Origin of the sequence: Borrelia sp. P9F1 (assembly GCF_030436115.1) — a bacterium.
Classification (GTDB): domain Bacteria; phylum Spirochaetota; class Spirochaetia; order Borreliales; family Borreliaceae; genus Borrelia.
Genome location: NZ_CP129411.1, coordinates 1 through 24,219, shown reverse-complemented (window position 1 = coordinate 24,219; position 24,219 = coordinate 1). Strand labels below are relative to the sequence as shown.

General features: G+C 34.6%; 31 protein-coding genes and 1 pseudogene. 16 read left to right on the top strand and 16 right to left on the bottom strand.

Annotation, left to right across the window (positions count from 1 at the left end; all coding sequences use genetic code 11):
* From QYZ68_RS05135 to QYZ68_RS05105, 7 genes and pseudogenes are all read right to left on the bottom strand, one after another.
* Positions 1 to 455 (bottom strand): annotated as a pseudogene (locus QYZ68_RS05135) (hypothetical protein); the annotation flags it as partial.
* Positions 456 to 1,043, bottom strand: a complete 588-nt coding sequence (locus QYZ68_RS05130) for a hypothetical protein (protein WP_301384617.1) — start codon at positions 1,041 to 1,043, stop codon at positions 456 to 458. It abuts the pseudogene before it with no gap.
* Between the two features lie 532 nt (positions 1,044 to 1,575).
* Positions 1,576 to 2,139, bottom strand: a complete 564-nt coding sequence (locus QYZ68_RS05125; RefSeq protein ID WP_301384616.1) for a hypothetical protein — start codon at positions 2,137 to 2,139, stop codon at positions 1,576 to 1,578.
* Between the two features lie 123 nt (positions 2,140 to 2,262).
* Positions 2,263 to 2,511 (bottom strand): hypothetical protein, encoded by a 249-nt coding sequence (locus QYZ68_RS05120; protein ID WP_301384565.1) that lies wholly within the window; start codon positions 2,509 to 2,511, stop codon positions 2,263 to 2,265.
* Complete coding sequence (locus QYZ68_RS05115; RefSeq protein ID WP_367317284.1) at positions 2,508 to 2,861, bottom strand: hypothetical protein; 354 nt, start codon at positions 2,859 to 2,861, stop codon at positions 2,508 to 2,510. The genes QYZ68_RS05120 and QYZ68_RS05115 overlap by 4 nt, the downstream gene beginning before the upstream one ends.
* Positions 2,862 to 2,930: 69 nt before the next feature.
* Positions 2,931 to 4,064, bottom strand: coding sequence for a plasmid maintenance protein (locus tag QYZ68_RS05110; RefSeq protein WP_301384615.1), 1,134 nt, complete (start codon positions 4,062 to 4,064; stop codon positions 2,931 to 2,933).
* A gap of 251 nt (positions 4,065 to 4,315) precedes the next feature.
* Positions 4,316 to 4,864 carry a hypothetical protein gene (locus QYZ68_RS05105; RefSeq protein ID WP_301384614.1) on the bottom strand — a complete coding sequence of 183 codons (549 nt, stop codon included), beginning with the start codon at positions 4,862 to 4,864 and terminating at the stop codon, positions 4,316 to 4,318.
* 517 nt (positions 4,865 to 5,381) lie between these two features.
* Between QYZ68_RS05105 and QYZ68_RS05100 the strand changes: the two genes are divergently transcribed.
* From QYZ68_RS05100 to QYZ68_RS05045, 12 genes are all read left to right on the top strand, one after another.
* Positions 5,382 to 5,765, top strand: a complete 384-nt coding sequence (locus tag QYZ68_RS05100) for a hypothetical protein (protein ID WP_301384613.1) — start codon at positions 5,382 to 5,384, stop codon at positions 5,763 to 5,765.
* A gap of 3 nt (positions 5,766 to 5,768) precedes the next feature.
* Positions 5,769 to 6,107 carry a hypothetical protein gene (locus tag QYZ68_RS05095; RefSeq protein ID WP_301384612.1) on the top strand — a complete coding sequence of 113 codons (339 nt, stop codon included), beginning with the start codon at positions 5,769 to 5,771 and terminating at the stop codon, positions 6,105 to 6,107.
* Positions 6,097 to 6,531 (top strand): DUF261 family protein, encoded by a 435-nt coding sequence (locus QYZ68_RS05090; RefSeq protein ID WP_301384611.1) that lies wholly within the window; start codon positions 6,097 to 6,099, stop codon positions 6,529 to 6,531. Before QYZ68_RS05095 ends, QYZ68_RS05090 begins: the two co-directional genes overlap by 11 nt.
* A gap of 166 nt (positions 6,532 to 6,697) precedes the next feature.
* Positions 6,698 to 6,916, top strand: a complete 219-nt coding sequence (locus QYZ68_RS05085) for a hypothetical protein (RefSeq protein ID WP_301384610.1) — start codon at positions 6,698 to 6,700, stop codon at positions 6,914 to 6,916.
* A 49-nt stretch (positions 6,917 to 6,965) separates the two neighbouring features.
* Complete coding sequence (locus QYZ68_RS05080) at positions 6,966 to 7,190, top strand: hypothetical protein (protein WP_301384609.1); 225 nt, start codon at positions 6,966 to 6,968, stop codon at positions 7,188 to 7,190.
* The gene (locus tag QYZ68_RS05075; RefSeq protein WP_301384608.1) at positions 7,184 to 8,362 is read left to right on the top strand and encodes a phage portal protein family protein; all 1,179 of its coding nucleotides are present in this window, start codon (positions 7,184 to 7,186) and stop codon (positions 8,360 to 8,362) included. Before QYZ68_RS05080 ends, QYZ68_RS05075 begins: the two co-directional genes overlap by 7 nt.
* 15 nt (positions 8,363 to 8,377) lie before the next feature.
* Positions 8,378 to 9,409 carry a hypothetical protein gene (locus QYZ68_RS05070; protein ID WP_301384607.1) on the top strand — a complete coding sequence of 344 codons (1,032 nt, stop codon included), beginning with the start codon at positions 8,378 to 8,380 and terminating at the stop codon, positions 9,407 to 9,409.
* Between the two features lies 1 nt (position 9,410).
* On the top strand, positions 9,411 to 10,343 hold the full coding sequence (locus QYZ68_RS05065) for a hypothetical protein (protein WP_301384606.1): 933 nt from the start codon (positions 9,411 to 9,413) through the stop codon (positions 10,341 to 10,343).
* A gap of 125 nt (positions 10,344 to 10,468) precedes the next feature.
* Positions 10,469 to 10,753: a hypothetical protein gene (locus QYZ68_RS05060; RefSeq protein WP_301384605.1), complete on the top strand. Its 285-nt coding sequence runs from the start codon at positions 10,469 to 10,471 to the stop codon at positions 10,751 to 10,753.
* 52 nt (positions 10,754 to 10,805) lie between these two features.
* Positions 10,806 to 10,970, top strand: a complete 165-nt coding sequence (locus tag QYZ68_RS05055; protein ID WP_231771044.1) for a hypothetical protein — start codon at positions 10,806 to 10,808, stop codon at positions 10,968 to 10,970.
* A 15-nt stretch (positions 10,971 to 10,985) separates the two neighbouring features.
* The gene (locus QYZ68_RS05050) at positions 10,986 to 13,688 is read left to right on the top strand and encodes a phage tail tape measure protein (protein ID WP_301384604.1); all 2,703 of its coding nucleotides are present in this window, start codon (positions 10,986 to 10,988) and stop codon (positions 13,686 to 13,688) included.
* A 12-nt stretch (positions 13,689 to 13,700) separates the two neighbouring features.
* Complete coding sequence (locus QYZ68_RS05045) at positions 13,701 to 15,059, top strand: hypothetical protein (protein WP_301384603.1); 1,359 nt, start codon at positions 13,701 to 13,703, stop codon at positions 15,057 to 15,059.
* Here QYZ68_RS05045 and QYZ68_RS05040 read toward each other — a convergent pair.
* The 3 genes from QYZ68_RS05040 to QYZ68_RS05030 form a co-directional block, all read right to left on the bottom strand.
* Positions 15,046 to 16,023, bottom strand: a complete 978-nt coding sequence (locus QYZ68_RS05040) for a phage terminase large subunit (protein WP_301384602.1) — start codon at positions 16,021 to 16,023, stop codon at positions 15,046 to 15,048. The genes QYZ68_RS05045 and QYZ68_RS05040 overlap by 14 nt on opposite strands.
* The gene (locus QYZ68_RS05035; RefSeq protein ID WP_301384601.1) at positions 16,004 to 16,909 is read right to left on the bottom strand and encodes a hypothetical protein; all 906 of its coding nucleotides are present in this window, start codon (positions 16,907 to 16,909) and stop codon (positions 16,004 to 16,006) included. The genes QYZ68_RS05040 and QYZ68_RS05035 overlap by 20 nt, the downstream gene beginning before the upstream one ends.
* A gap of 94 nt (positions 16,910 to 17,003) precedes the next feature.
* Positions 17,004 to 18,041, bottom strand: coding sequence for a baseplate J/gp47 family protein (locus QYZ68_RS05030; RefSeq protein ID WP_301384600.1), 1,038 nt, complete (start codon positions 18,039 to 18,041; stop codon positions 17,004 to 17,006).
* Between the two features lie 172 nt (positions 18,042 to 18,213).
* Between QYZ68_RS05030 and QYZ68_RS05025 the strand changes: the two genes are divergently transcribed.
* Positions 18,214 to 18,759, top strand: a complete 546-nt coding sequence (locus tag QYZ68_RS05025; protein WP_301384599.1) for a hypothetical protein — start codon at positions 18,214 to 18,216, stop codon at positions 18,757 to 18,759.
* A gap of 20 nt (positions 18,760 to 18,779) precedes the next feature.
* Positions 18,780 to 19,307 (top strand): Bdr family repetitive protein, encoded by a 528-nt coding sequence (gene bdr, locus QYZ68_RS05020; RefSeq protein WP_301384598.1) that lies wholly within the window; start codon positions 18,780 to 18,782, stop codon positions 19,305 to 19,307.
* A gap of 3 nt (positions 19,308 to 19,310) precedes the next feature.
* Here the strand turns inward: bdr (QYZ68_RS05020) and QYZ68_RS05015 are convergent, their stop codons facing one another.
* A complete protein-coding gene (locus QYZ68_RS05015) occupies positions 19,311 to 19,733 on the bottom strand; it encodes a hypothetical protein (RefSeq protein ID WP_301384597.1) in 423 nt (140 codons plus the stop codon).
* A gap of 1 nt (position 19,734) precedes the next feature.
* Here QYZ68_RS05015 and QYZ68_RS05010 point away from each other — a divergent pair, with 1 nt between their 5' ends.
* Both QYZ68_RS05010 and bdr (QYZ68_RS05005) read left to right on the top strand, forming a co-directional pair.
* Entirely contained in the window at positions 19,735 to 20,139 is a 405-nt protein-coding gene (locus QYZ68_RS05010) for a hypothetical protein (protein WP_301384596.1), read from the top strand.
* 59 nt (positions 20,140 to 20,198) lie between these two features.
* Entirely contained in the window at positions 20,199 to 20,591 is a 393-nt protein-coding gene (gene bdr / locus QYZ68_RS05005) for a Bdr family repetitive protein (RefSeq protein ID WP_301384595.1), read from the top strand.
* On the opposite strand, the gene QYZ68_RS05000 is transcribed toward bdr (QYZ68_RS05005), so the two are convergent.
* The 5 genes from QYZ68_RS05000 to QYZ68_RS04985 form a co-directional block, all read right to left on the bottom strand.
* Positions 20,568 to 20,738, bottom strand: coding sequence for a hypothetical protein (locus tag QYZ68_RS05000; protein ID WP_301384594.1), 171 nt, complete (start codon positions 20,736 to 20,738; stop codon positions 20,568 to 20,570). The genes bdr (QYZ68_RS05005) and QYZ68_RS05000 overlap by 24 nt on opposite strands.
* A gap of 9 nt (positions 20,739 to 20,747) precedes the next feature.
* Positions 20,748 to 22,322, bottom strand: coding sequence for a protelomerase family protein (locus QYZ68_RS04995; RefSeq protein WP_301384593.1), 1,575 nt, complete (start codon positions 22,320 to 22,322; stop codon positions 20,748 to 20,750).
* Between the two features lie 198 nt (positions 22,323 to 22,520).
* Complete coding sequence (locus tag QYZ68_RS04990) at positions 22,521 to 22,892, bottom strand: OmpH/Skp family outer membrane protein (protein WP_301384592.1); 372 nt, start codon at positions 22,890 to 22,892, stop codon at positions 22,521 to 22,523.
* Positions 22,893 to 23,775: 883 nt separating this feature from the next.
* Complete coding sequence (locus tag QYZ68_RS05900) at positions 23,776 to 23,895, bottom strand: DUF261 family protein (RefSeq protein WP_367317283.1); 120 nt, start codon at positions 23,893 to 23,895, stop codon at positions 23,776 to 23,778.
* On the bottom strand, positions 23,885 to 24,219 hold a 335-nt coding region (locus QYZ68_RS04985), incomplete at its 5' end, for a hypothetical protein (RefSeq protein WP_301384591.1). The genes QYZ68_RS05900 and QYZ68_RS04985, both read right to left, overlap by 11 nt.

Below are 24,219 nucleotides of genomic sequence, written 5' to 3'. Positions count from 1 at the left end.
ATAACACTTAATTGTTGTTGCTTAACCTCACGAAGCTCTGAACTGAAAAACAATTGAAAAAAGTTCTCATAACTACCCCATGTACTAGCTAATTGAGTCACAAACGCAATAACGAGCATTACACCCACAAAACTGCTATGTCCACTAGACATAGCAGTTACACTACCCGTTTGCTTCTGCTTCCTATATTCATTAAGTAAATACAACATCTTATGAAATATAATAGTGGGCACTACTATTACAACGATAGTAAATCCTAGATAAAGCAACCTCTGTTCTCGTGTTAGGTGCTCGCTTGAATAAACAATAAATCCGTTATATGAATTTAATATATTAAAGCTAACGAGAAATAATACACCTACTATCTTGATGAAATTCATGTATATAAACTGAATATCAAACTTTAATTTATCCAATATACCCAACTGACTTCTACTACCCACTTCCTTACTCATCTATACTCCCCTTCTTCTAAAATTAGAGATGCTTTTCTTTACTTTTTTAAAAGAAATATCAAAGTTTGCAATACAAATCCCAATATGCTCGAGTACTAACCTTTCTTTTAAAATCATATCCAGCACTCTAGTCCTGTATTTACTTCTATTAAATAAATAAGCAAACATTAGCTTAAATTTATCTCTAAAGCTTGTTAAATAAATTTCATTTCTAAATAAATAAGTAGCATAATATTCAAATTTACTCTTTATATATAAGCTTAAGTATTCACACACATATGTCAAATCATGATATGAAGAATTAAACTTTTTTGATCTAATACTTGATATGAATCTGTATTGATCCTCCTCAAGGCTTGCTACCCACCCATTAAACTCACTTATTCTTCTTTTTATATCCACAATTAATTGGGCTCTTTTTAACTCTTCATATTTCTTAAATTCTAATAAAATGCTTCTTATGTTATAACCATTTATGTTATAATCATTATTGATGGCAGCTGGTACTTGTGTTTTATCGCAAGTATCGCTGCTGTTGTTGTCGCAATCACTTCCTAAGAGAAGTCCTTTTATTTCTAAAGTCGTCATTTTTTACTCCTTTCTTAAGTTATCTTTATTGTATCTCTTTTTATTTGTTTTGTCAACTTTTTTTAAAAATTCACATTTACTTAAAATCAATTAACTATCTAATTACAAACGTATCTCTTCGTATTTAAGATCCCTATGTATGGGCTCTTTAAAATTGATAGTCTAACTTTCTTAAATAGAACCTAAATATTATCAAATAGAACTAGCCATGCCTTAAAACCCGTTAATAGACCTTCATAAAGCTAATTTATTCAAATAGAATTGAATACTTTTAAATATATTTAAACAGAGATATCTATTTTTAAATAGAATTGGATTTCTTAAATATATAAATGTTACTTTTCAAATAGAACTAGATATTTCTAAATAGAAATGGATCGCATAACTTAAGATTATTTGTGAACAATTGTCTTAAGGAAATGTCTTATTAAACTTATTTTAACTAATCAATATTGCAACAAACCTACATTACTAAACCCTGCCAGCATAATCCTGTCAAGTAACACAAAACTAATACATTCTACCCTGTCAATCATTGCTGTGCTTCCAACTTCTGATTTGCATACTTTTCCCTTCTCTTACGCTTGAGTTCTTCTTGGTTTGCATAATAATATCTATGGTTAGCCTTAGCTACTACCTCGGGATGCTCCTTAAGATAAGCTTTGTTTTTCTCTATAATAGCTTCTCTATTTTTCTTATACCACTCCCTATGATACCCCCTATTGCCTTCAATGTCCTTGTAATAGTACTCTCTTGAGTACTCTTTTGACTTCGCTCGTATCTTATCCCTATTCTTATCTCGATACACCCTCTGATACTCTTTATAATACTCTTTCCTATTGTTCTTAGCCTGATACGCCTTAATCTTCTCCTTGTTCTTAATAGTAGACTTCTTATGAATTAATTTTCGCCTCTCTTTCCGCTCCTCCTCAGTAAGATTTAAAGGAGGTCGTCCCCTCTTCTTTTTTGCAGCCTGCTGCTTTGGGACATCTACTTGTAGGCAGGCCTCTGGTGCTACATCAGGCGGTAGCACAGCATCCTCAATTTCCTTGTCTTTAGGCTTTAATAAAGCACTAAGTTTTTCAAACATTTTCATAAACACCCCCCTTTTTTCACTGCCATATCCTCACAAGACTAAGGTCTAGTATCGCAAATTTTGTATAAAACCTCGCTAAGCCTGTCTGAATCAAACCTGCCTATTTTCCATTCATCATAAACCTCAGCAGGATCCACGCCCATCTCCGTGCTTCTTTAAATACTTCTTGAAGTTTCGTCGACTCCTCTCAAGAAGACGATATAATTTCTTAGTGCCTGTTCTATTGAATACCTCGTGTGGATTGCTGCCATATTCAAGACCCTTTTTGTGTTCATAAAAATAATCAGCATTCCTCATCAGATGAGTCTGATTGCGTAGCATAGCATGAACTATCCTTTCCTCTCGACTAAGCTGAACCTTACCACCACTCATGATACCACCTCCTTGTTAATGTTAATACCTTGTCTAAATTTATCCAAAAACACACTCAAAGGCCTTGCACCTGAGTCCTTAAACCTGCCACTAGATTCATTCTCACTTAGATTGCCATACCCATCAGAGAAAACCCTCCTGCTTAAGAGCTCCTGTTGTTTGTACTTATTCAAATACTTATCCATGAAGGTACCCCAAAAATTGTAAAAATCATTCGAATTGTCTGTGTTAGGGTTTAACATCCAAACCTTATGACTGTAAACCTGTGTAAATTGCTGTGTGTAGTACTCAGCTACTTCATCTGTAGCATAATCACTAGCATAGATCAAGCTAGACTCAAGGTTACGCAAGGCGTTCCTGTGCGTTGCTACATTGTTACTTACACGCCTTATTCTAGCAAGAGTATTCTTATTGATTCTTTAATTCTTCTCTAGATTGCACTCCATATGCTCCTCATAACTCCTTTTGTATGCTTCCTTGCGGGCAGGCGGCGCGGGGCAGCGTGGCGGCGCTTGTAAAGGTAGCCTATCCTGCCTATTGTCATTGTTCTTAAAGCTACTAGCTTTAAGATATATCTTCCCAACCGATTTGCTGATAAGCTCCACCTTTTTCTCATCGATAGTTTTTCTAATATCTTTCCTGTCTTTCTTCTCGTAAGAACTCTTCTTGTAAATCCCGATGCACCCAAAAGCGGCACCTACTTTATTAGAACTAGGCTCTTTATTGTATTTTTTTAAAATCGTTTTCTTAGAATTCTTATTATTATTAAAGCTTACTATACCTTTAGGTATAGGGGCGGCATTTTGTGGGGAGGCATTTGACAATATGTCATCTTCATACTGTTCAATTGTTTTAGAGGGCTCGCCGCTTGTTTCTGTTTTGTTCCCAACCACTTGTTCAGTTTTTATAAAGGGTTTTTTCAAGGGCGTGCAAAGCGTTTCTGTTTTGTTCCCAACGTCTTGTATCTCTTTGCTTACTGCTTGTGTTTCTTCTGATTCGATCTCAACAGCATCATTAAAGACTATGCTGTCGATTTTCTCTTCAAAAGAGCCCTTTATTCTCTTATCAGCAAAGTCATTAATAAGTTTTTGTTCAAAATAGTTTTTAATTATCGTTTTGTAGTTTCTCCATAATTTCCAGTTGATGACATAAAATGCGAAGCTGCCATTTCCTTCACCTAAAGGTTGAATTACGGCTTTAATGAGACCTAAGTCCTTTAACACCTTAATATCACCTCTGAGTGTACGAGAAGAAGCAGGTTTCAGGCCGTCTTTGACAAGGCAGGCATTAACCATTCTATGAATGTCACCTGCTGAGTAGTGCTTAAGTCTACCCGATTCGAAATATTGTGTATTATTCTTCTCAATAGCCCAACAGATCGTACACCCCCGCCTAATTCGCCTTTGAGTTCGAACCACTCGTGATTTTACGTAATCAATGGTGACTGATTTAACGAAGCTGGTAGCCTTTCTGCTCTTCTTAATAATTCTAGCAAGTAATGTCTCCTTAGCCTTTGTGGAGTTCTTGAAAAAGTAAGCGTTTTGGTATAACATTTCTAGTATCCTTTGGGGTATCTATAAGCTTTTCTTGATCGTTTGGCTTATGATACCTTCAGTTAATTTTTATGAATTAATTATAATTCAGATTTTTAAATTCTAAAAGAGAGCAGGTTCTAGCCTGCTTGATTTTTTTATACTCTTTTTTAGAAGACTTAAAATATTCACTATCATAGCAAAAATATATATTAATATCATTAATAATGTCAACTAGCTGATATATATAATAATTTGTATATTTATAATACTTATAATAATTTGTATATTATTTGCATGATGTTAATTAAATGATCAATGAGGTCTTCCATTTCGTGTATATCCTTATAGCTCTTTCCTGAGTCAAATTTCTTATGGTGACAAATAAGGGTTGTATCGTATTTGTAAAGTAGACCCTTTTTTTGTTTTATTCTTTCAAGTATCTCTACTTCTATTAGTTTATTCCTCATTATTTTCGCTCTTCTTTCTTCGTCAGTTGTAAATACTTCTTTATTTTTTGCTTTCTGGGCTAGTAACCCTAATTCTAATAATTCAGGGTCAATATCCTGTAGTATCTCCTCCTTTCTTTTCGCAATCTTTATCTTTATGCTTGGTAAATCTTGTCTTTTTTTAAAGAATAAGTATTGAATAAATTCTTCCGCAATATAGTCAGTTCTTCCAACTCTTATTCCTGCGTCTATTTCTATAAATGTCTTAGAGATAAAGCTTTTACTGTAGTTTAGTCCATAAATAGACTCAAAGATATTTTTTATTTCATTACAAGTAAATAATACAATTTTATGATTGTTTGTGATCAACATATTGTTACCATCCTTTCTACTTAATCCTTCTTTTTATTATATTGACATTTAAGATGTGATCTTTTTAAGAATAAAATCAGCTCCGTAGCGGTTTAGTTGACTAAAGATGAAAATTAGTATAAGATAAGTTAATCCTTTTACTTAATCTTTGAGCATGCCTTATTTCTCGATAAGAAGTTTATTATTTTAAGCGTTTTGGGTGTTTTATTGAGGAGAGGAGCATGCGTATTGTTGCTAGAGTATGAAGTCGATGTAAGAATTGTTTACAAAAGCCTACTGCAGACTTAAGAACAATGATAACGATTGTATGACAAATGAGAATGATAATCTCTGAGTAGGCTTGAGCAATCAAAATAGTTCTTAATTATCGTTTTGAGGTGTAGCCATAATTTCCAGTTAAAAAAAGGCAATAGGGGTTGACAAATAAACAAATTTATGCTAAAATACATCTAGCACTGATCGACTTGAGCAATAATTCTTTAATAAATCTTTAGTTCCTTAAACAAGACTTTTTATTTTGGTAGAAACAGAGGTTGTTGATTTAGGCAAATTATCGGAACAAGTATCTTACATACGAACATACTTAGGGTTTAACCCCAACCTTACTAAGAACGGGAATGGTTTGCTTGGACGAATGTGTGTTCTTGAGTCCAATCAAGAGAATTTTAAAAAAGATATTGAATGCAAGTCTGCAAGTTTTTCAAGTCTTGTTATTGCTCGTCTAGACAAACAAGACCGGCTTATGCGTGCATACTACAGAAAGCTGTTTGATGAGATTGAAAACATCAAGAGAACAAATATTTCTTTTCACACGTTTAACAATATTGGAACATTTATTTTAAAAGTCTCAGCAGTGGTCACTGCGTTGTATGGAACTCTTAAACTGCTTGGTTGGGTGTAGCTAGTGAAGAAAATAGTGAACAAAATTAGGTCGTGTAGTGTGAACAAAGTTAGGTCCACTAAGAGTAGAGAGGAGTCACAGACCAAACAGATAGCAAAACACGGGCTTATTATAACCTACATTTCTGTAATAAGTTCAATAGCTTTAGCAGGAATATGCCTGCTAAGGGGAAGTGCAATTCCCGATTTGGCAGGGACTATGTTTATTGGTGGTCTTGGGTTTTTTGGTGCTGGCATTGGTGGGAAAGTGAGTAAGGGGTTTGTAACAAGAGGAGAGGATAAGAGGAGAATTGTATCAGGGGGTAGGAGAGCTGCTTGTCGTGGAGAAGGCAATGAAGGTTAGACAAGACGACCAGAGATTGTTTTTCAAAATAAGAGAATGGGGCTGCTATCTCTTGTCTCTTCATTATTGGGTTTTTTATTTTAAAAAAATTGTATTTGAATATGAGGATATAAATTCCAATTACAGAGTCTTTAAAACAAGGGGTTATATTAATGAGAATTGCTACATTAAGGATCCGGTGGGTATTTTAAGACAATTTGGAGTTTTTACAACTGTTAGATATGAGAGCGGGGGGTATAAATGTAGTAAGGAAGAGTTTGAGATTAGTGAAATCAAGAATAGAGGATCAAGTAGTCACTTCATAGCAACTCGTGGTGATATGGTTCTTTATGACGGTTTGAGCTTGGGAAACAGAAGATTGGGATATAGGGATGTTTTTTCAAAACGGATTTTTAGTTTACAAGAAGGGGGTTTCCTTGTTTAGGTCACTAATTTATAAAAATAAGAAACTGATAATAGTTTCTTATTTTGCGGGCGTTATATCACTAGCAGTAGTGCAAGCGGTCGTTAAATTATTTTTATTTTAGTAATTATTGTGTAGGCAATAGTTAGAAGAAGTGCTTTTCTTTTTGAGGGCTCTAGGAGGATATTTGAGTATGTTGAGGGGCATATTTGGGAAATTTTGGGGATTGTTGGTTGCAATCTGCCTGATAATTGCGGTTGTGGTTTCTAGATTAGCAAAACTTGCTAGGGCTCTTATAAAAGGGCAGCGAAATATTATAAGAAGGGAACAAAAAGATGAGCAAGCGCGCGAGCATTTTAATAAAACGCATGAAGAATTTATTCGGGAGTTTAATAAGAGAAAATGAGCATTTTCAATAAAACGCAAGCATTTATTTGGGGGGGTTTTAATAAAAAGTGAGTAATAGAAATTCTTGGATAGCCTACGTTTTATTTCTTATCATGGCGTGTCTTCTGGGTTGCAAAACAACAGCAGCTCTTGATATTGAGGTTAAAAAGACCCGTCCTGCGAAGTTTTACTACGACTATAGTATAAGTGAAATTGAGAATTTAGGCAAAGCGCTTTACTACATATGGCTTCTTGAAAACTACACCCTATTACTTGAGGAGGCGATATGGTAAGCAAGGAGAAGGGTAGTAGGATGCGAACCAGAAGTATTAAAATAGGCAACAAGTTAAGGCGTGATATTTCAAATTATGTTAATGATACATACCATTTTATTCCGTTTTATAAGCTTAGGAATCTTGTGTTTCTAGATAGTCAGGTAGCAAGCTTATGGAATACAAGGCTTACAGGACTTTCACTAGACTACGAGATTATTTCAAATAATAGCGAAGAGGAGATATACAAATTTATATTAAATCAGTTTGAAAGATTTTCTATGTTTGAGGTAGCAAAACTATGTATGAACGCGATAGCGTTTGGATTTGCTTGTCTTGAACTTACATGGGATATTGATGTTTATAATGGCAAGTCTTGTTATTTTGTTGAAAATATTGATTTCATACTAAATGAAAATATCGAACTTCGTGATGATAAGGTTTACTTCACTTCAGGTTTCTCCTCTGAGGCAGGTGAGGAACTTCATTATTTTAAGTATTTATTATTAGTCAATGGACGTGAACATGGAGCAAGTGGATTTCCACTTTTCTACACTGTTTGGAAGGAATATGAGCGTAAGGAGATAGCAAGTTATTACCATCAATGCTTTATAGAACTTTTAACAGGTGCAATGGTAACAATTAAGAGTAAGAGTGGCCAGACTAGCATGAAGGATGATGAGAATCTTTTGCATCAAATATCACATGCAGACAATTGTTATGCCGTATTGCATCCTGATAGCTACCAGATTGATGTTAAGGAGTTGTTAAGCAAGGACTCAACAAATAATGCGTTCTTGCGTGCTAAGGAATACGCTGATATGCAGATAGCAAAATTAATATTGGGACAAACGCTTACGACACAGAGTGGAACAACTGGTAGCTATGCAATATCTAAAACGCATCAAGAGGTTAGGGAGGATTATGCAATGGCTGACAGACGTTTTGTAGAGGAGGGGTTTTGTGTACTGATTAAGAAAGTCGTTGATCTTAATTTTGGAGAACAAAGATTTTACCCTGAATTTAGATACATAGAGAAGTTTGATGAAAAGCAGAGACTTGAACGGGACATAGCGCTTGCAAAGGAGTTTGATATTAAGTTTAAGCAAGAGTATTTTAGGAAAGTTTATGACCTTGGCGCTGAGGATATTATTTTGGATAAAGGCGCTGAGGGTATTATTTTGGAGGAATAGGAGGTTTTAGTTTTAGTGGGGACAAGATTGGAAAGAGTTCCATTTTTAACAATAGGGAAATTTAACGGTGAGTTTGAGGTTACACGAAAGACACTGGAGAATATATACAACAATTTTAAGGAAGAAATACGGGACATACCAATATTTATTGGTCATAGTGATTTCAGGTCAAGTAGGGGAGTAGATGCACAGAAAACCAATGGATGGATTGACAGCATTTTACTAGAGAATGATATTCTCTATTTTTCAGGCGAAATTGATTCTCAACTGTGTGACCTGATTGAGTCTGGAACACTGCGTGGTTGTAGTGGTGAATTTTATGTTAAAGATATTGAGAAGTTTAAGTCTGGAGAAGAGACTGATAATCGGTTTTTGGGTGGCATGGCCATTTTGGGAAGTGACATACCGGCTGTGGATATTGCAAGGGTTACAAATAAGAATTTGGTTAAACGCTTAAAGAAGAGGTTTGTACCCGATGACTATTATTTAAATGAAGGAGTTTATCTTGCAGAGGATGAGAGTGCAAGAGTTATGTTTGAAGCAAAACTTAAGAAATTCTTAAGTCTTGCAGAAGGAAAGGATAAAGGAGAATTTATGCAAGAATCATTAAAAGATCCCGTAGAGGATGCTTTAAGCAATGAGCAACAGTTAAACCATATGGTTGAAAGTATTTCAGATAGGATATGTGGTGAGGTAAGTAATTCACTTGAAAAGATAATCAATGCTTTTAAGACCAAATTAGAAAAAACAGACAATAAAGAAGAGGATAGCAATAATGCAGATGCAAGTGTAGCAGCTCAGTTAGCATATATTGATAAGCTAACTAGTCGCATCCAAAACTTTAATGATAATTTTGCCATGCTTAATGTTAGGAAAACAGGAGGGGGTGCGGTTAATAATTACATCACCTCTTGTGAAGATCTTATTTCAAATATTAAGTTACATCAAAGAAAGCATGGGATAGCAAGCTTTGGTGAAGCAGAGAGTGAGTTTACTAAAAAAAATGCACATAGAATCAAGATAAAAATAGAAGAGGAGAAAGAGTAGAGTGTCTAGTAATAACTTTAGTATTAATTTTAATAATCCCCTTTACAGAGAGAGACTAATAGCGGACAAATATTTTGATAATCCTTATTTGGATATAATAAATAGTCTTTTTATAAAAACACCTGTTAACCAAAAGGGTGGCACACTAACTTTATATGCAATGGATAATAAGCAAGAGGATAGTAAGCTTGCATCTTTTAATTCAGACCCTAAACACTTAAAAGACGGTATATCCAAATGTACCTTTATGCTTAATGGGTATAGTCTGGAGAGGGCTTTTGGTGATATTGAGTATAAGAGTGAAGAGGTCATCAAGAGAGCAGAGAAATTGGTTATGAGGAATCTGGCTGAGGTTGTGTATCGTTCTTATCTTCTTGAGGGTATGAATGATCTGCATACAAAATCAACTCCAGTTGAAGTTAAGACAACAGATGACTTCTTAAGCAAGCTTAAGGAAGTAAGAGGCAAACTACATTTAAGTCCCAACAGGATAGCAATGACGGCTAGGACGGCAAATGACTTAATTAATAGTGATAGTGGAATTCAGAAGCGAATAGAATTATATAAAGTACCAGAGTTTGACGAGGCTAGTCTACTTAAAGTATCTTTAGGAATACAACCCTTCATCTTTGAGCTATCAGAAGACCATATTTACGATGGTTATATATATTTACTGCATTATAGCAAAAGTGGTGATGTTTACGCAAAAAGCGTGGGGTTACGTAACTTTGTCTATAATGGCATTAGTTCTGGTGGCATGGAGAATGCAAGATTTTATGATGGGCAGTTTGCAAGAAGGTACTATCAGGAAAGAGGTGGTATTAATGGAAAGCATTTTGCTCAATTTAGTGTTATTGGACAACTTAAAGTAGAAAATCCCGATTTATTTGCTGTTCTTAAACTATCAGGAGCTAAGGCCTTGCCAAGGCCTTAGCTAATGAGAATATTGGAGGGGGGAGCGAGGAGAATGTTAAATATCCCAAAATTGAGGCTGATGAATATCAGTTACTAAAGCAGGGGCATAGGGATCGGAATATTCAATGTGTCTATGTCGACGGGTTGGGATATTTATACTTTAAGGAATTTGAGGTTGGTCAGATGCATTCTTATTTCACTATTTGTGCTGATTCTGGAATCACGATGTCCAACGATGATAAGGGTAGGATTATAGAGGAGCTAATTTTGGAATCTTTAGTATATCCATTTCAGGCTACTAGCGTAAGTGAAATTAGAAACTACTTGTTTAAGGAGAGCCCACAGATGGCGTTAGTTTTGCTTATGTTTCTTACTCAGAAGAACAGGGATATTAGGAAATGCAGTCAAGTCTCATACGCAGTGTCTTAGTTTAATTTACTTTACTAAAACTGAGTATAAGACTTTAAGAGAAAATTATGAAATGCTTGCTTCACTAGCTAGACTCTATTTCTCCATAGATATTGATAAGATGTACTATAAAGATTTAATTAAGGTACAAAAGCAAATAAACAATATTGTAAAACACAAGATTGATATACATGCTAGTGCAATAGCTAGGGTTGTTGAGGCTGTATTTAAGAAGTAAGAATAAAGGGGTTATATGAGAGATGAATTTAGTGCGTCTTTTGAGGTTTTATTAAAAGATGAAACCTTTAAGGAGGGTGTTGGAAAGGTTATTCAACATTTTGATAAAATGAATCAGTCTCTTGCACAGTTGCAGGAGGGATTTAATTTTTTCTCATCTTCAGTTCTTAAATCTTTTGGTGGGCTTTACAAGACGTTAGGTTCATTTTCACGTAATACTAGAGTATCTCTTGATGCGGTTACTAATAAACTTAATAGTTTTTCCAATCTTGATTTTTCCAGTGGATTCTTAAGACAAGGCGATGCCTTGGGGATGCAGTTAGACTTATTTGGTAATAAGGCTGATGATAGTAGTTATAAGCTTTACAGGTTTAGAGAAACTGCATTGCGTTCTTTCAGGGAGCTTGTGCGTCCTATTTCTGATTTTACTAAACAGGCTTTAAATGAAAGTGGTGCAATACAGAGTAGTTTCGCACGTCTTACTATGTTTCTTGATTCTTCAAGTGTTAGTAGCAAGTTCATTGTCAAAGCAGATACTAAAGACGCTGAGGGTAATTTATTAAACTTAATTAAGCGAGGGGAGGCTTTAAGTAGAATACAGAAAGATATTCTAGATTTTACTCTGGGCAATCCATTTAAAAATATTTCCTATCTTGAGGCTGTTAAAAGTTATGGTACTTTTCTTTCTGGTAATATGGAGATGTCCTCTGCTCTTGTTGGACTTGATATGTTAGCTCATGCTGATAAGATATTTCCTGAGATTAGTAAGGATGATATGACTAATTATCTTGTCAATTCTTATAATCAAATCAAGGCTTTTTATAAGACTCATGGGTCAAGGTATGGTGTTAGTCAGGAGGAGGAGGTTTCGCCTCGAACCATTATGGAGAGGACTATGAATACTATGAGTATGGTATCTAATAAGTATAAGTTCAATCTTCCAAAAGGTGAGACACCATATAAGGCTTTGGCAAAGTCCTTAACTACTAATAATTTAGGAGCTGGGTTTACACTAGAGGAGTTAGGTGTATTGGCGGGTACTATGACTTCTGCGGGTGTGTCAGCTAGTGAAACAGACACATCTATTAATAATTTTTTAATGAGGCTTGCAAGGGCTAAGAAGAAATGGAGAACTGATTTTAAGAAAGATACTGGTGAGGATATGAATCTAGTTGAGACGCTGTCTTATATTAATCAAATGTCTAGAGCTGAACACAAGGATAAGGATTTAAGGGATGTAATTAGTGATTTGATGCAGATATTTACCATCAGGGGAGCTAAGTCGGTTGCAATATCTATTCCTAATCTTGATGAAATGAGTTCACAAATTAAAAGTATTACCCTTGAGAATGAAAAAGATATGGGCATTAATAGCAATGAGTTTAGAAAAAGATTTCAGGAGAATGCTGATATTATGAATCGAACTTTTGCAAGTAGTAAGAAGGCATTCGCTACGGTAGTTGCTGATTTTCAAACTGGATACGGAAACATCGCAAGAGGGTTTCAGTGGATGACATTTGATATTGCTACTGGATTTATTGATTTTGTTAATAAAATGAGAGCAAGTGAAAATATCTTTGCAAAGCTTTTTGGGGGCGGTATAACCTTAACAGCTGGGGTTTTGGGGTCTTTTATTTCAATGTTTTCTGATATTGCACCCATGATAATAGCAATAACGGGTATTTATTACAATAAGGGATCCATTAAGGGTATGTTTTCTGATGTAGGAAAGGCTTTAGGGGCTGCAGGGCGGGGAGTAGGAGGTCTTCTTAAAGGTCTTTTCATTTTCAATAAGAGTAATTCTTTACTTTCAATGTTTATTGGACTTAAGAATGTAGTATGGGGATTTGGTAAGGGATTAGTGTCTGTGTTTACAGGATTCCTACCCTCTGCTATTAAGATGGGGATATCAGGAATTGTTCTTTTTGCAAAAACCACATTAGCAGCATTTACTGGCATAGCTAGTGTTATTCCTAACATGGCTAAAATGTTTAATTTGTTTTTCCTCAGTATTGGTGAAAATGCTAGGAGTATTTACAAGTATGTATCAGATAAAGTCATCAAGATGGCTGTTGCCTTGACTGCTAGCAAGTTTGGTATAGTAGGTGCCGGTCTTGCTGGTCTTTATTTGGGACTTGATTCTATTGGAGCACTAGATTCGGTTAAGGAATCTTTAGGATCTCTATTTGATGGTCTTATTGGAAAGGCTGGTGAATTTTCGGGAAAAGTGGGCGAGTCATTAAAAGAGGGGTTTGGGACGGTTAAAGATTGGACATTGGAGAAGGGGTCTTATTTTAGTGATCTTTTAGGGTTAAGTGATCTTGTTGGATTAGCAACGGGTGATTTTACTAAAAAATTAGATGATACTAGTACTGCTTTTGGTAATCTTGCTAAGGGAATAGGCGGTGGTGGTGAGGTTTATGCATTAGGATATTCACGACTTTCATCCCTTTCAAATTTAACCAGTGCTTTAAAGGTTGGAGTTGAGAAGAATGTTGATACTGGTATTAAGGTTGTATCTGTTGAGAATGGACTTAATGACTTAGCATCAATTAGATCTTTGATTGAAAAGATACAAGTGTTTGTCAAAAATATTGATATTAATGTCTTAAGTATTAAGGAGAACATGAATACTGCAAAGGATGCGAGTCAAAGTGATTCTGTATTGCTTGATCAAATGAGGAGTGCATATTTGTTTGGAAATGTTCTTGATGGCTAGTAGGGAGTATAGATGAGAATTGATACAGGACAAGTTATTAATAGATTAAAAGATAGGATTGAACATGAATTAAGGGTTGCAGGTGAGGGTGTACTAGATACTTTAGTGCACAATAAGATTACAAATGCTGCTCTGGATGGTGTTAATAATCTTTACAGAAAAGTTGCTATGTCTCGCGTTAATAGTAATAAGATTATTGGCAATGAATCTAATCTTTTAGAAGAACATACTCATTTTTATGATGCAGTATCACTCTTTTTTTCAATAGGTGAGCATACTAGTATGATTCCTATATATCCTCTAGATTTTTCACTAGCTCTTGATTTTGAAAATGAGGAGCAGTACAATCTCAGAGGGCAATTAGTAGGCGTCCTGAGAAGTTTTAAAGGAGGATCCCTTAATCTAGAGCTACCTGAGAATACATACTTTTTTGATAAGTTGTATCCATACTATACTGGTCAGATTAGCTTGTATCTACGTGCTGAGGAGCAGAAAGGGAAGGCTCGATGTATTGATAAGATTAAATGTCTACTTGAAAATATGTCTATTTCAAGTTCTTATCCTTCTCTTCAGATGTCTTTGGATTTAAAGATTGTAGGAATTGAGCGAATAAGAGATTTGTCTTTAAATTTTGAACCTCTTTTCCCAATAAATGTACCCTATTTCGTCCCAATAATGAATGATAGTTGTTTTCTAAATTTAGTCTTTAGGGAAGGTGGGGTTGACCATAAGATAACACTGCATAATATTACGGGTGTGCATAAGAATCACAAAACTAGAAGTGAAGTTAAGAATGTAGCTCCAAACAGTAAGAAGGGAGGTGTTGGTTCATGGAATTATTTGTATTATGGGTTAGAGCCTGCAAATTTAAGTATTACAGCCAATATTTACGATATGATTGATATTAATTATTTAAAAAGCATGATTACGAATAAGAATTTGAACAATGATATTAAATCACTAGATGGTAGTAGTGCTCATGCAGATAAGGGAGACGCTCCAATTTATAGTAAGGAGGAGCAAGTACAAGAGCTTTATAGGCTATTTGAATCACACAGGCGAACACCAAATAATGGAGTTTTACCATATGAGATATCTTTACAATCCTCTCTGTTATCTGATATGAATCCTGTTAATTTTGGATACTACTTGCAAGAAATAGATATTAAGGGAAATGCTGGTAATTATATCGAGCTTGAACTTAAGTTTCTTCAGATAAGAGAATATGGATCTGTGTATCCAACATATGTACCAAAGAATAAAGAACTCATCTTTAAAAGGGATGCCAGCTATAAAACTAACCTACTCTGTGAGGGTAAGCTTGATGATAAGGAGATGAGTAGGGTAAAGAGTCTTATTAAAGGCCGCTAAATTTTCTCTTAATAGTTCGACTCATTATGTTAAGAGGTTTTCTTTCGACCACCTCCTCTTCCTTCTTAAAAATCTTACCCGTAGCCTCGTAATAAGCTTGAGGACTTAAATATTTAAATCCTTCCAGATTTTGGAAATAAGATTCATCTAAATATATGTTATCCTGAGGTTTTAGTTTTAAGAAGTAGGCTCCCCTTTTCTTCATACCCTCTATTAAGTCTTTACTATCAATCTTGTTGAATTTTGATTTACTACCGTGGTTGAAACAGTACCAAAACTCTATTTTGTTATCTTTTTTAATACTTCCTTCAATTTTAAGCATGGAGTCAATACTAAATTCTGTAGCCTCATCGAATAGTAATTTGTTCTTACCTTCAATTCCTTTAAGTGCATGAGAAGAAAAAGCTCCCCTGAAATCAAGAACAGAGTTGCTAACCTTGCATCTTATTTCCCATAAATCATTGTTTTTGTTTTGTTGTATCTTAAATAGGTTTTCCAGATTTTCTTCTGCAATAATATTACTAAAAAGTTTAACAAAGCTTTCATAAACAGCAGATTCAGTGTATCTAAACCATGTCATGTCGTTATCTTGTTCAAGTAGATATTGAAGAAAAATACGAGCTGAATTATGAGTCTTGCCCAATCCTCTAGGACTAGCTATGACTTTGTGTCGTGCCTTGTTATAAGAATAGTGTAGCATTGCGAATTTAGGAATAAATGTTTTAAAATGCAGAAAAGTATCACTATTTCTAGTAGTCATTGGTTGCATCTCATTGGCTAGTTCTTTAATAAGTTGAAGTGCTGATTGTAAATCTTTAAAATTCTTAATTTGCAATCTTTCCTTAATATCTGGTTCAGATATTTGATAAGCATAGGCCTCCAGTGTTTCACTTAATGCCCATTTTTGTAGCGCCTCTACTTCTTGTGTGAAGTCGGCTTTCTGTTTAGTTTTTATTTTCTTCATATTTGTATATTCCCTTGTGATTTGAAAAAACATAAATGTCGGAATCATTTCTTAAGAAAAAGTTATCAATGATGATATTAACTTCATGTAGCTTAACATTAGGTTTAGTGAAGAGAATGATTATCTTTTTTTCTGTCCCATTTTCTTCTCTTATCTTTAAAAGTTCTCTTTTAGTAGAAAGATTCAGCTTAGATATTTTTTCCTCTATTTTGTCTAGTCTAAATGCGTCTTGTGGTAACAGAATAGCATCTGCTATGAATTCATTAAGCTCTTTAGTGATAAATTTATCACCGCCTTCTTTTACCAGCTCATCGTGTGAATATTTTTTTGCCCAATTCTTCATCTGTGTGGGGTTGAGTAGGAAATTAATTATCTCAATTTTTAAATAAGGAGGGATTGCTCTTTCTAGATATTCCATTGCCTGTAGTTTTTGCTCATCCTTTAATCTGTATACTTCAATTGATACAAACTCCTGATCCTTCTTGTGGTAATCTGAATACCACCAATTTTGATTTCTATTCCCAAAAATAGTTGTAAGTATCTCCTCAGTTTGAGCCTCAGTGCCCATCCATTGAATGAAGTTAAGACCCTCTGCAACCATCCGTTTGTAGAAACGATCACGGTTCTCTTTTTCAAATGAAAAGACGGGCAATCCCCATGCTCTGGCCTGATTTTGTAAATGTTGGTAATCATCAGGATCATTAGGGTCTAATAAATGCCAAAAGAAACTTTTATGCATCTTTTGTGCAATCTTAAATTCTTCATAAAAAGTAGCTATTATAAACTCGCACATTCTTTTAGTTTCAAGATCTTTTAAATGATTGTGGTCAATCATATTAAGGTATTTGGCTCTGTAAATTTCAAATTCTTCAAGGGCATCTTGCATGTTTTATCCTTTATTAGTATCTTTAAGATCATTAACTTTTTATTAATAATCTCAATAAAGCAGGCCTGCTGCAGGCCTGCGCAATTTTTAGTTTCTACTCAACAGTAATTGATGCATCCCAATATTCATTCTCAGAGGCTTTTTGGTCTTCTTGAGGCTCTACTATATTAACGCCGTCACCTATTGCAGAATACATTGAATAAAGACTAAAAGAGGCGCCCATGGAAAGACTATTTATGTATTTTTGTAGCCTCGCTTTACAAAGAGTAATATCAACGCTGCTATCTTTTTGCTTAAGTTTAATATTTAACCTCTTTTTGCTAGCTTTACTATAATCAATTTTTTCTAAAACTTCGTATTTATGACCAACGGACGCAAGTACCCTTTTTTTCATCTCCTCTACTGTGGTGGTCTCCACGTGAGGCCTGAGTATAAATTCTGTATTATTGACACCCTTTCTTTTAATCAAAACTTCTCTTATAAGTTCTCCACTTTCTAATTTACGCTTGTAATAGGATATCGTGTCTCGAAGAGTTAACCCATTAATTTCTCGCAAGATTCTTGCTCTAAATACATCGTCCTCTTCTTCGTCTTCTCCTCTACTCTTGACTCCTGTTATTTCCAGATGAGTCAGCTCTTGAGTAAACTCGTCAGTCATAAGGGTACCAGTTTCTAGATTATAAATAGCCCCCTCATCTTGAGCCTCAAGTAGTAGAGTCTCAGCTCCCTTACTTGTAAATTTAGTTGTTGTTAATGTTTTGTATTCAAGGCGCTCACCGTTGTTCTTCTTTTCGCGTGTATCCGCATAATAAAAGATGGTGCCTTGATTCAACTCCCCATTGCCTGAACTGACAATCTTGCCTATTAGCAAAGCCCGCCTCGCAGGGTGTCTTCTAATCCCTATTTTGCAAGCCTCCATATCCAGAAAGGGAGCCTCACAGACTCTTATATCATAATTCTTACCCACAGAATAGGTTTCATTTCTAATATCTAGTTTTGTTCCCAAAATCAGATTTAAAATAGGCATATCTTTGCTGTTAGAGTTTACGCCAATACCAAACGCAGCAGCTTTTTTAAAAAAATCTTCTCTTATTTTTTGTTCTAAATCAAGAGAAACAAATTCTCTTTCCATATACATATACTCCTTTAAGAGTTGGAATGTATATGTTTTTTCACGGATTTTCAACAAGTATTATAACCTAATTTAGGTTAACAATCAATTTTAAATTAAACATTTTAAATAAATTATTTATTACAAAACAAGACGTATTGTGTTACAATATAATAAATTATAAGGGGTTTATGTGTTGGAAAGTGTTAAAAACTTTTTCCCAAGTAATTACAAGGGAGTGGTGGTAGGGATTAATGCTGACTCTTTGTCTGTTGACGCCATTATTGGTGGCAGGAGCATTAAGTTGCCTGCGGTGCGCATGATTGCTGGTCGGGAGTTTGATTATGTACCCGCTATTGGATCTGAAGTTGTGATTGGATTCCTTGATCATCAGTTTGATCAACCATTTATTATGGGCGCACTTAGTGGAGTCGGTTGTTTAAGGGAATCTTTATGTAAAGATTTAGTATCACTTGATAGTGGCGCGCGTAGGGTTGTAATTAAGAATAATGATGCTAGTACCCGACTTATACTGGAGAATATGAATAAGAATATTATTGCTATTAAGGATGCTATTGCTGCAGGGCTTGACGTTGAGGTTACTATTAGTGGAGTTGCTACTATTGCTCCTACTGGTGCTACGGTAACAGTCATGGCGCCTGTTAAGGGGACTGCTACTGGTAATATTAGACTTAATCAGTATCCAGATAGTGCTATTAATGATTTGTTTGAGCAGTAGAATTATAAAGGAGGGTTTGTATGAATACAGTAGAGCGTGTTTCTGACTATGATTATGTAAGACAGGTATTTCTAGATAAGGGTTTTCCAGAAGAGGTAATTCAGTACGTATTAATACGCAATGCTAATTATAATTATGAGAATTTACGAACCAGAATGACTGCTCTTGAAGTTCAGATGGTTGCCATTAGGAATGAACTAGAGAAGGTTGATGGGAAAATAGAAAAACTAGATGGGAAAATAGAAAGCGTTAGAAGTGAGCTTAATGGGAAAATAGAAAGTGTTAGAAATGAGCTTAATGGGAAAATAGAAAGTGTTAGAAATGAGCTTAATGGCAGAATAGATAAACTAGATGAGAAAATAGAAAGACTGGATGAGAAAATAGAAAGACTAGATGGGAAAATAGAAAAACTAGACGAGAAAATAGAAAGTAAGATTGATAAGTCGATAGGAGCAGCGATAAGACCGCTTTACTGGATATTTGGGTTTATATCCACGTTTACTTTTGGTGTTTTCTTAGCATTGCTTACGATACTTTTCAAGCAGTAAATATCATCTACTAGCTACTCTTGCCTCATGCATTTCATATGTTGATAAGTAGTTGGGATTGAAAATGATCTTACCTTGTATTTCTTTTAAATTTTCTTTAATTATAGATTCTAGTATTTTAAATTTTTCTTTATCAAACTTGTTTCCAGTCGTGTTGGAATTAAACGTTACTTCCAGTGTTTTATATTTAAGAACATTTTTAATATTTTCTCTCTTAATTAAAAGAGCATGCAGTATTGTAAAGAGCACCTCAGAGTATTGTTTTGATTTAAGTTTATGAAGTAGCATTTTATGCAGGTCAGGTATTATAATCCCTTTTATAACAAAATCCTTGTAGTATTCATCCCCGTTCTCTTGTATTACCGTAAACCCGTCTTCAGCCTCCGCTAGCTCTCTTGAATGTATTACATTCTCCTGAGTTATCATTGTGGCCTCTTTAAGTTTGTCGATTGATGCGACAATGACTTGTATTATTTTTTTAAATCTAACTTTTGATAAGGTTTTTGCAGCATCAAGTGACTGTATGAGTAGGTCTGGGTATAAGAAGAAGAGTGTCAGTGCAGATCAAGTTTCAGTTGATGTTGGTGCGCGTAAGGTTGCAATTAAGAATAAGGATTCTAGCACTAAACTCATCCTAGAGAAGATTAACAAAAATGTTAATACTCTTCGTGATGAGATTAGAACAGGTTTGGATGTAAGTGTAACACTTACAAGTACGGCCACAGTAGGAGAAGTTGCAATGGCTGTAACCACTCCTGTTAGAGGTACGGCTAGTAAAAATATTAATACTGATACTTATCCTGACAAGGCCATTGATGATCTATTTGTTTAAAGATGAAAGAGATTAGTATGTTAAAATTAAGCTAGGGTGTGGCAGGTAAGGAGTTTTGGGTGAGTAATCTTGCGCATGAGCGATTACCGGAATATGAGGAAGTAAAGCAAGCATTTCTTGATAAAGGATTTTCTGAAGCAGTATTTCAGTATGTCTTAGTTCGCAATTCTAATTATAGCTATGATAATTTGCAAGTTAGAATGACTGTTCTTGAGAAGCAAATGGTAGCTCTTAGTGGGGATGTGAAGAAAGGCATTGACAAGTTAGATGCTAAGGATGGTGCAGGTAGGAGTGAGCTTAAGGGTGATATTAAGGCTAAGATTGAGGAACTTAAGACTGAGCTTAATGCCAAGATTCTAGTAAGTGAGAAATCGATTAGGGAAGTGATGTACCCGATTTATTGGGTGTTAGTGCTTACTTATAAAGGATTAAAGCGTAGTGGAACTCATTAGCATAAAGACTCGCTTGAATAAGTAGAGATTGCGTGGCTTGATATTAATTACTTGCTTTCCTTCATGCTCAAGATTTTCTATGATCTGGTTAATAGCATTTGATAAATCTTCAGAACTATTAAAACTTCCAGTAGTCATTACTCTCATAAACTCTCCTTAAAGTGATTCTTTACTTTGCGACTTAATCTTATACTTAATAAGAACAATTTCCTTGCTAAGAAGCTTAAATAATGCCTTGTAACGAGCTTGAGTCAACTTAGGAAACTTTTCTTTTATATTCTTGTATTCAAGTACGTCAATAAGAATAGCCTTGCTAAGTAAAACCTTTTCTAGTATAAAGGATAAAATAGCAGAGTTCTCACCAATGGTGTCTTTACTCTTAAATGGGAGTTGTTTGTTAAGTCTATCAACCTCTTCGGGAATAAGTGTGTTCTTAAGGAAATCTTTATCAGCGGAAGGCGTGTTCTTAATACCAGCAATCTTCACTTCGCCTTTTTTATCAAGACCAGTAAAGTGATCAAAGAACTCCTTAATCATTTTTCCATTAGATTTAACATTATACCCATTCTGAGCTAGTATTTTTCTAAATTCATATTTAAGCTCCTTTATGTTGAAAAGCTTGCCGTTGTTGTTAAAGGAGTCAATGGCTACGATCATAGATTCTTTAAATGAGTCAAAGGTCTTAGCACGCATGATCTTTTTTTGGTTAGTTATTTTAGGATTAAGAGAAGATTTACAAAGCCAAGCAAGCATTTTTTTACTTATTTCCAGTTTTCTATTTTGTTTAATATATGCAATTTTAAGATGTAAGTCAGTAAGAACAAGAGATCTGGTTAGTTTAAAATCCCTATAGCTTTGAGAAGCCGACTCATCATTAACATGCCCCAGAATCTCGGCAACTCTTGGGAGTATTTCTTTACTCCCCAGCGTATCATTAAAATAGCCTTCACGTTTTAAGATAATGGCTGTATAAATAACTCTGAAGTCAGAAGTAGTAAATTTGGAATCAAATAGTTTAGCAATCGGGTTCCTGAGCATATTGTTAATTTCAGTCTCCCGAAACTCATTATCTTCCCAACGCTCTCTTAAGTCTTTATAAAGCGCGGTGCTTGTAAAGGTATTGTATGCATTAAGAAATAGTGACCTCGGTATAGTTAAAGGTATTGGATAAGGTGTATTAAAGCGTTTAGGATCTTTAGTTTTAAGCTGGCCTTGGAATAAAACCGTGTATTCATCTTGATCATCATCACTAAAAGATCCAACGATAACTTCTAAGCGTCTTCTACCCGAAGCAAGCAGGATCCCTAGATAAAGGAACTCAAATCTATGTGAAAGTAGGAGCTCTTTAGTAAGAGTTAATATTTCAGTTTGATTAAAAGATTGCTTGTGTATGTTGCGTTCTTTAGTTTTAGTAAGTGTGTCTTGTGCAAGCTGGTTGTATTCGTCTCTTGATAGCTTAAAGTAGTTAAGTATTGGATGCTCTTGATTGAAGTCCCTAATAGTCTTTCTTATCTTTGTGATAGTGACTTTAACATAATGAGGAGAGTATGTAGAATTACCTTTAAGAAGATTTAAAAATGCTTTGGCTCGTCCATTAAGTTTAAGTTTATAAGTTTTAGCGTCAATAATGCCATTATGTAGATATGCATCAAGAGAGCGTATTTCTTTAATTAGATTTTCAGTGAAATTATTCAGATTAGAAACATTGCCACTATGGGTATTCTTGGTCATTATGAGCTCCCTTCTAAATTGTTGATTAGGAGATATCAATTAACGTATTCAAACGTGTAATACTCGTGTTTAACGCTTATTTATTATAATACTACAGCGTTAAGATATCAATATAGTTATATCTTTTAGATTGAATGCAGTAATGTTAATGAATATTTGAAGAATTTGTATCTACATTTACTGTTATTGCAATACATGCTACGTTTTTTTATTTGTTTTTACACAATGGCAGTTATGAAAACATTTAGGACATCCCTTTTTAAGGGGTTGTTCTGTTATGTCATTGTCTTTATCTTTATTTATTTCTTTGACAAATTTTTCTGTTTTCTCGTTTATCTTTTCTAGTTCTTCGTTTACTGCTTTATCGATTTCTTTGGCAAATTTTTCTGCTTTCTCGTTTATCCTTTCTATTTCTTTATCTTTTGTTTTTTCGTCTATTGTTCTAGGAGAATTACAAAGGCAGTTATACAAGCAAGTAGAACAATCATCTTCTTTTTTACCAAATTCTCTGCAGGCACAAACTTGAATAGCTAGAGATAAAATGAAGAAACAGGTTATTGAGGGACTCATATATCCTCCTTCTTACGTAAGTAGTAAACAGGTGGAGCATGCCTCCTTTCCTTATGGAGGCATGTTAATTAAGCAGTTAATTGTTGCATATACAGTTAAACCAGCAATTATTGCAACTACCAGCAAATGAAGAAAGTGGAACTGCTACTGTTAAAGCTAAAATTAGTAGAATGGTTTTAAAACCCACGGTATACTCCCTTATTAATATTTAAAAACTTAATTAAAGCAGTACAGTTAAATCTGTTAATATGATATCATACTACGATACATTTTGCTTTAAATTGACCTTTAATAAGAACAATATTTCTGTCTGGTACCTTATGTCTCCGCTTACTTAAATTTGGGAACACTTGTGTTTTAGTAAATCAAACAGGAGTACTAGATTAGCTCTATTAAGATTAGAAATCTTATTGCTATGGTCATTATTATCCATTATAAGATCTCTGCTAAATTGGAGATTAAATATTAAACCCAGCATCTAAACAGTAATTAATGTCTTCAAATATATAATAATTGGTTTTAAAGCCAGATTTATTATATTACTATAGTACTAATATGTCAATATAGTTATATCTTTTAGTATAAATGAGTAGTCTTTATTCTTAAAGATAAAAAACTAAAAAATTGGGACAATAAACTTAAGTTTATTTGTTAAATATAAATATATGTATGCAAATATAGGGATAAGATATATAATAAAGTGACATGTTTTAATAATAGAAAGATAACAATAAAGATACACAACAACTAAAACAATATACACAAGTTAGACTAGAATTAAGGGTGCCCATGCACTCCCATCGGGTGCACCCATTATCAAAACAATTATTACTAATATTTACTAATTCCTCTCCAATCTGATTTAAAACTCTTCTATGGTTGCCTACACATATTCAAATACAATTTTTTTAAAATAAAAAACCCAATAATGAAGAGACAAGAGATAGCAGCCCCATTCTCTTATTTTGAAAAACAATCTCTGGTCGTCTTGTCTAACCTTCATTGCCTTCTCCACGACAAGCAGCTCTCCTACCCCCTGATACAATTCTCCTCTTATCCTCTCCTCTTGTTACAAACCCCTTACTCACTTTCCCACCAATGCCAGCACCAAAAAACCCAAGACCACCAATAAACATAGTCCCTGCCAAATCGGGAATTGCACTTCCCCTTAGCAGGCATATTCCTGCTAAAGCTATTGAACTTATTACAGAAATGTAGGTTATAATAAGACCGTGTTTTGCTATCTGTTTGGTCTGTGACTCCTCTGTTCTCTTAGTGCTGTTTCTTATACACATCTCCGAGCCCACGAGACGGTTGCGAGGATCTT

Excerpts from the sequence above, each read along its gene's own strand:
- QYZ68_RS04995 (WP_301384593.1), bottom strand. The coding sequence starts at position 22,322 with ATGACCAAGAATACCCATAGTGGCAATGTTTCTAATCTGAATAATTTC.
- QYZ68_RS05105 (WP_301384614.1), bottom strand. The coding sequence starts at position 4,864 with ATGTTGATCACAAACAATCATAAAATTGTATTATTTACTTGTAATGAA.
- QYZ68_RS05000 (WP_301384594.1), bottom strand. The coding sequence starts at position 20,738 with ATGAGAGTAATGACTACTGGAAGTTTTAATAGTTCTGAAGATTTATCA.
- bdr (WP_301384598.1), top strand. The coding sequence starts at position 18,780 with ATGAATACAGTAGAGCGTGTTTCTGACTATGATTATGTAAGACAGGTA.
- QYZ68_RS05055 (WP_231771044.1), top strand. The coding sequence starts at position 10,806 with ATGCTTGCTTCACTAGCTAGACTCTATTTCTCCATAGATATTGATAAG.
- QYZ68_RS05045 (WP_301384603.1), top strand. The coding sequence starts at position 13,701 with ATGAGAATTGATACAGGACAAGTTATTAATAGATTAAAAGATAGGATT.
- QYZ68_RS05120 (WP_301384565.1), bottom strand. The coding sequence starts at position 2,511 with ATGAGTGGTGGTAAGGTTCAGCTTAGTCGAGAGGAAAGGATAGTTCAT.
- QYZ68_RS05015 (WP_301384597.1), bottom strand. The coding sequence starts at position 19,733 with ATGATAACTCAGGAGAATGTAATACATTCAAGAGAGCTAGCGGAGGCT.
- QYZ68_RS05030 (WP_301384600.1), bottom strand. The coding sequence starts at position 18,041 with ATGGAAAGAGAATTTGTTTCTCTTGATTTAGAACAAAAAATAAGAGAA.
- QYZ68_RS05130 (WP_301384617.1), bottom strand. The coding sequence starts at position 1,043 with ATGACGACTTTAGAAATAAAAGGACTTCTCTTAGGAAGTGATTGCGAC.
- QYZ68_RS05110 (WP_301384615.1), bottom strand. The coding sequence starts at position 4,064 with ATGTTATACCAAAACGCTTACTTTTTCAAGAACTCCACAAAGGCTAAG.
- QYZ68_RS05040 (WP_301384602.1), bottom strand. The coding sequence starts at position 16,023 with ATGAAGAAAATAAAAACTAAACAGAAAGCCGACTTCACACAAGAAGTA.
- QYZ68_RS05050 (WP_301384604.1), top strand. The coding sequence starts at position 10,986 with ATGAGAGATGAATTTAGTGCGTCTTTTGAGGTTTTATTAAAAGATGAA.
- QYZ68_RS04990 (WP_301384592.1), bottom strand. The coding sequence starts at position 22,892 with ATGAGTCCCTCAATAACCTGTTTCTTCATTTTATCTCTAGCTATTCAA.
- QYZ68_RS05035 (WP_301384601.1), bottom strand. The coding sequence starts at position 16,909 with ATGCAAGATGCCCTTGAAGAATTTGAAATTTACAGAGCCAAATACCTT.
- QYZ68_RS05900 (WP_367317283.1), bottom strand. The coding sequence starts at position 23,895 with ATGAAGGTTAGACAAGACGACCAGAGATTGTTTTTCAAAATAAGAGAA.
- QYZ68_RS05125 (WP_301384616.1), bottom strand. The coding sequence starts at position 2,139 with ATGAAAATGTTTGAAAAACTTAGTGCTTTATTAAAGCCTAAAGACAAG.
- QYZ68_RS05090 (WP_301384611.1), top strand. The coding sequence starts at position 6,097 with ATGAAGGTTAGACAAGACGACCAGAGATTGTTTTTCAAAATAAGAGAA.
- QYZ68_RS05075 (WP_301384608.1), top strand. The coding sequence starts at position 7,184 with ATGGTAAGCAAGGAGAAGGGTAGTAGGATGCGAACCAGAAGTATTAAA.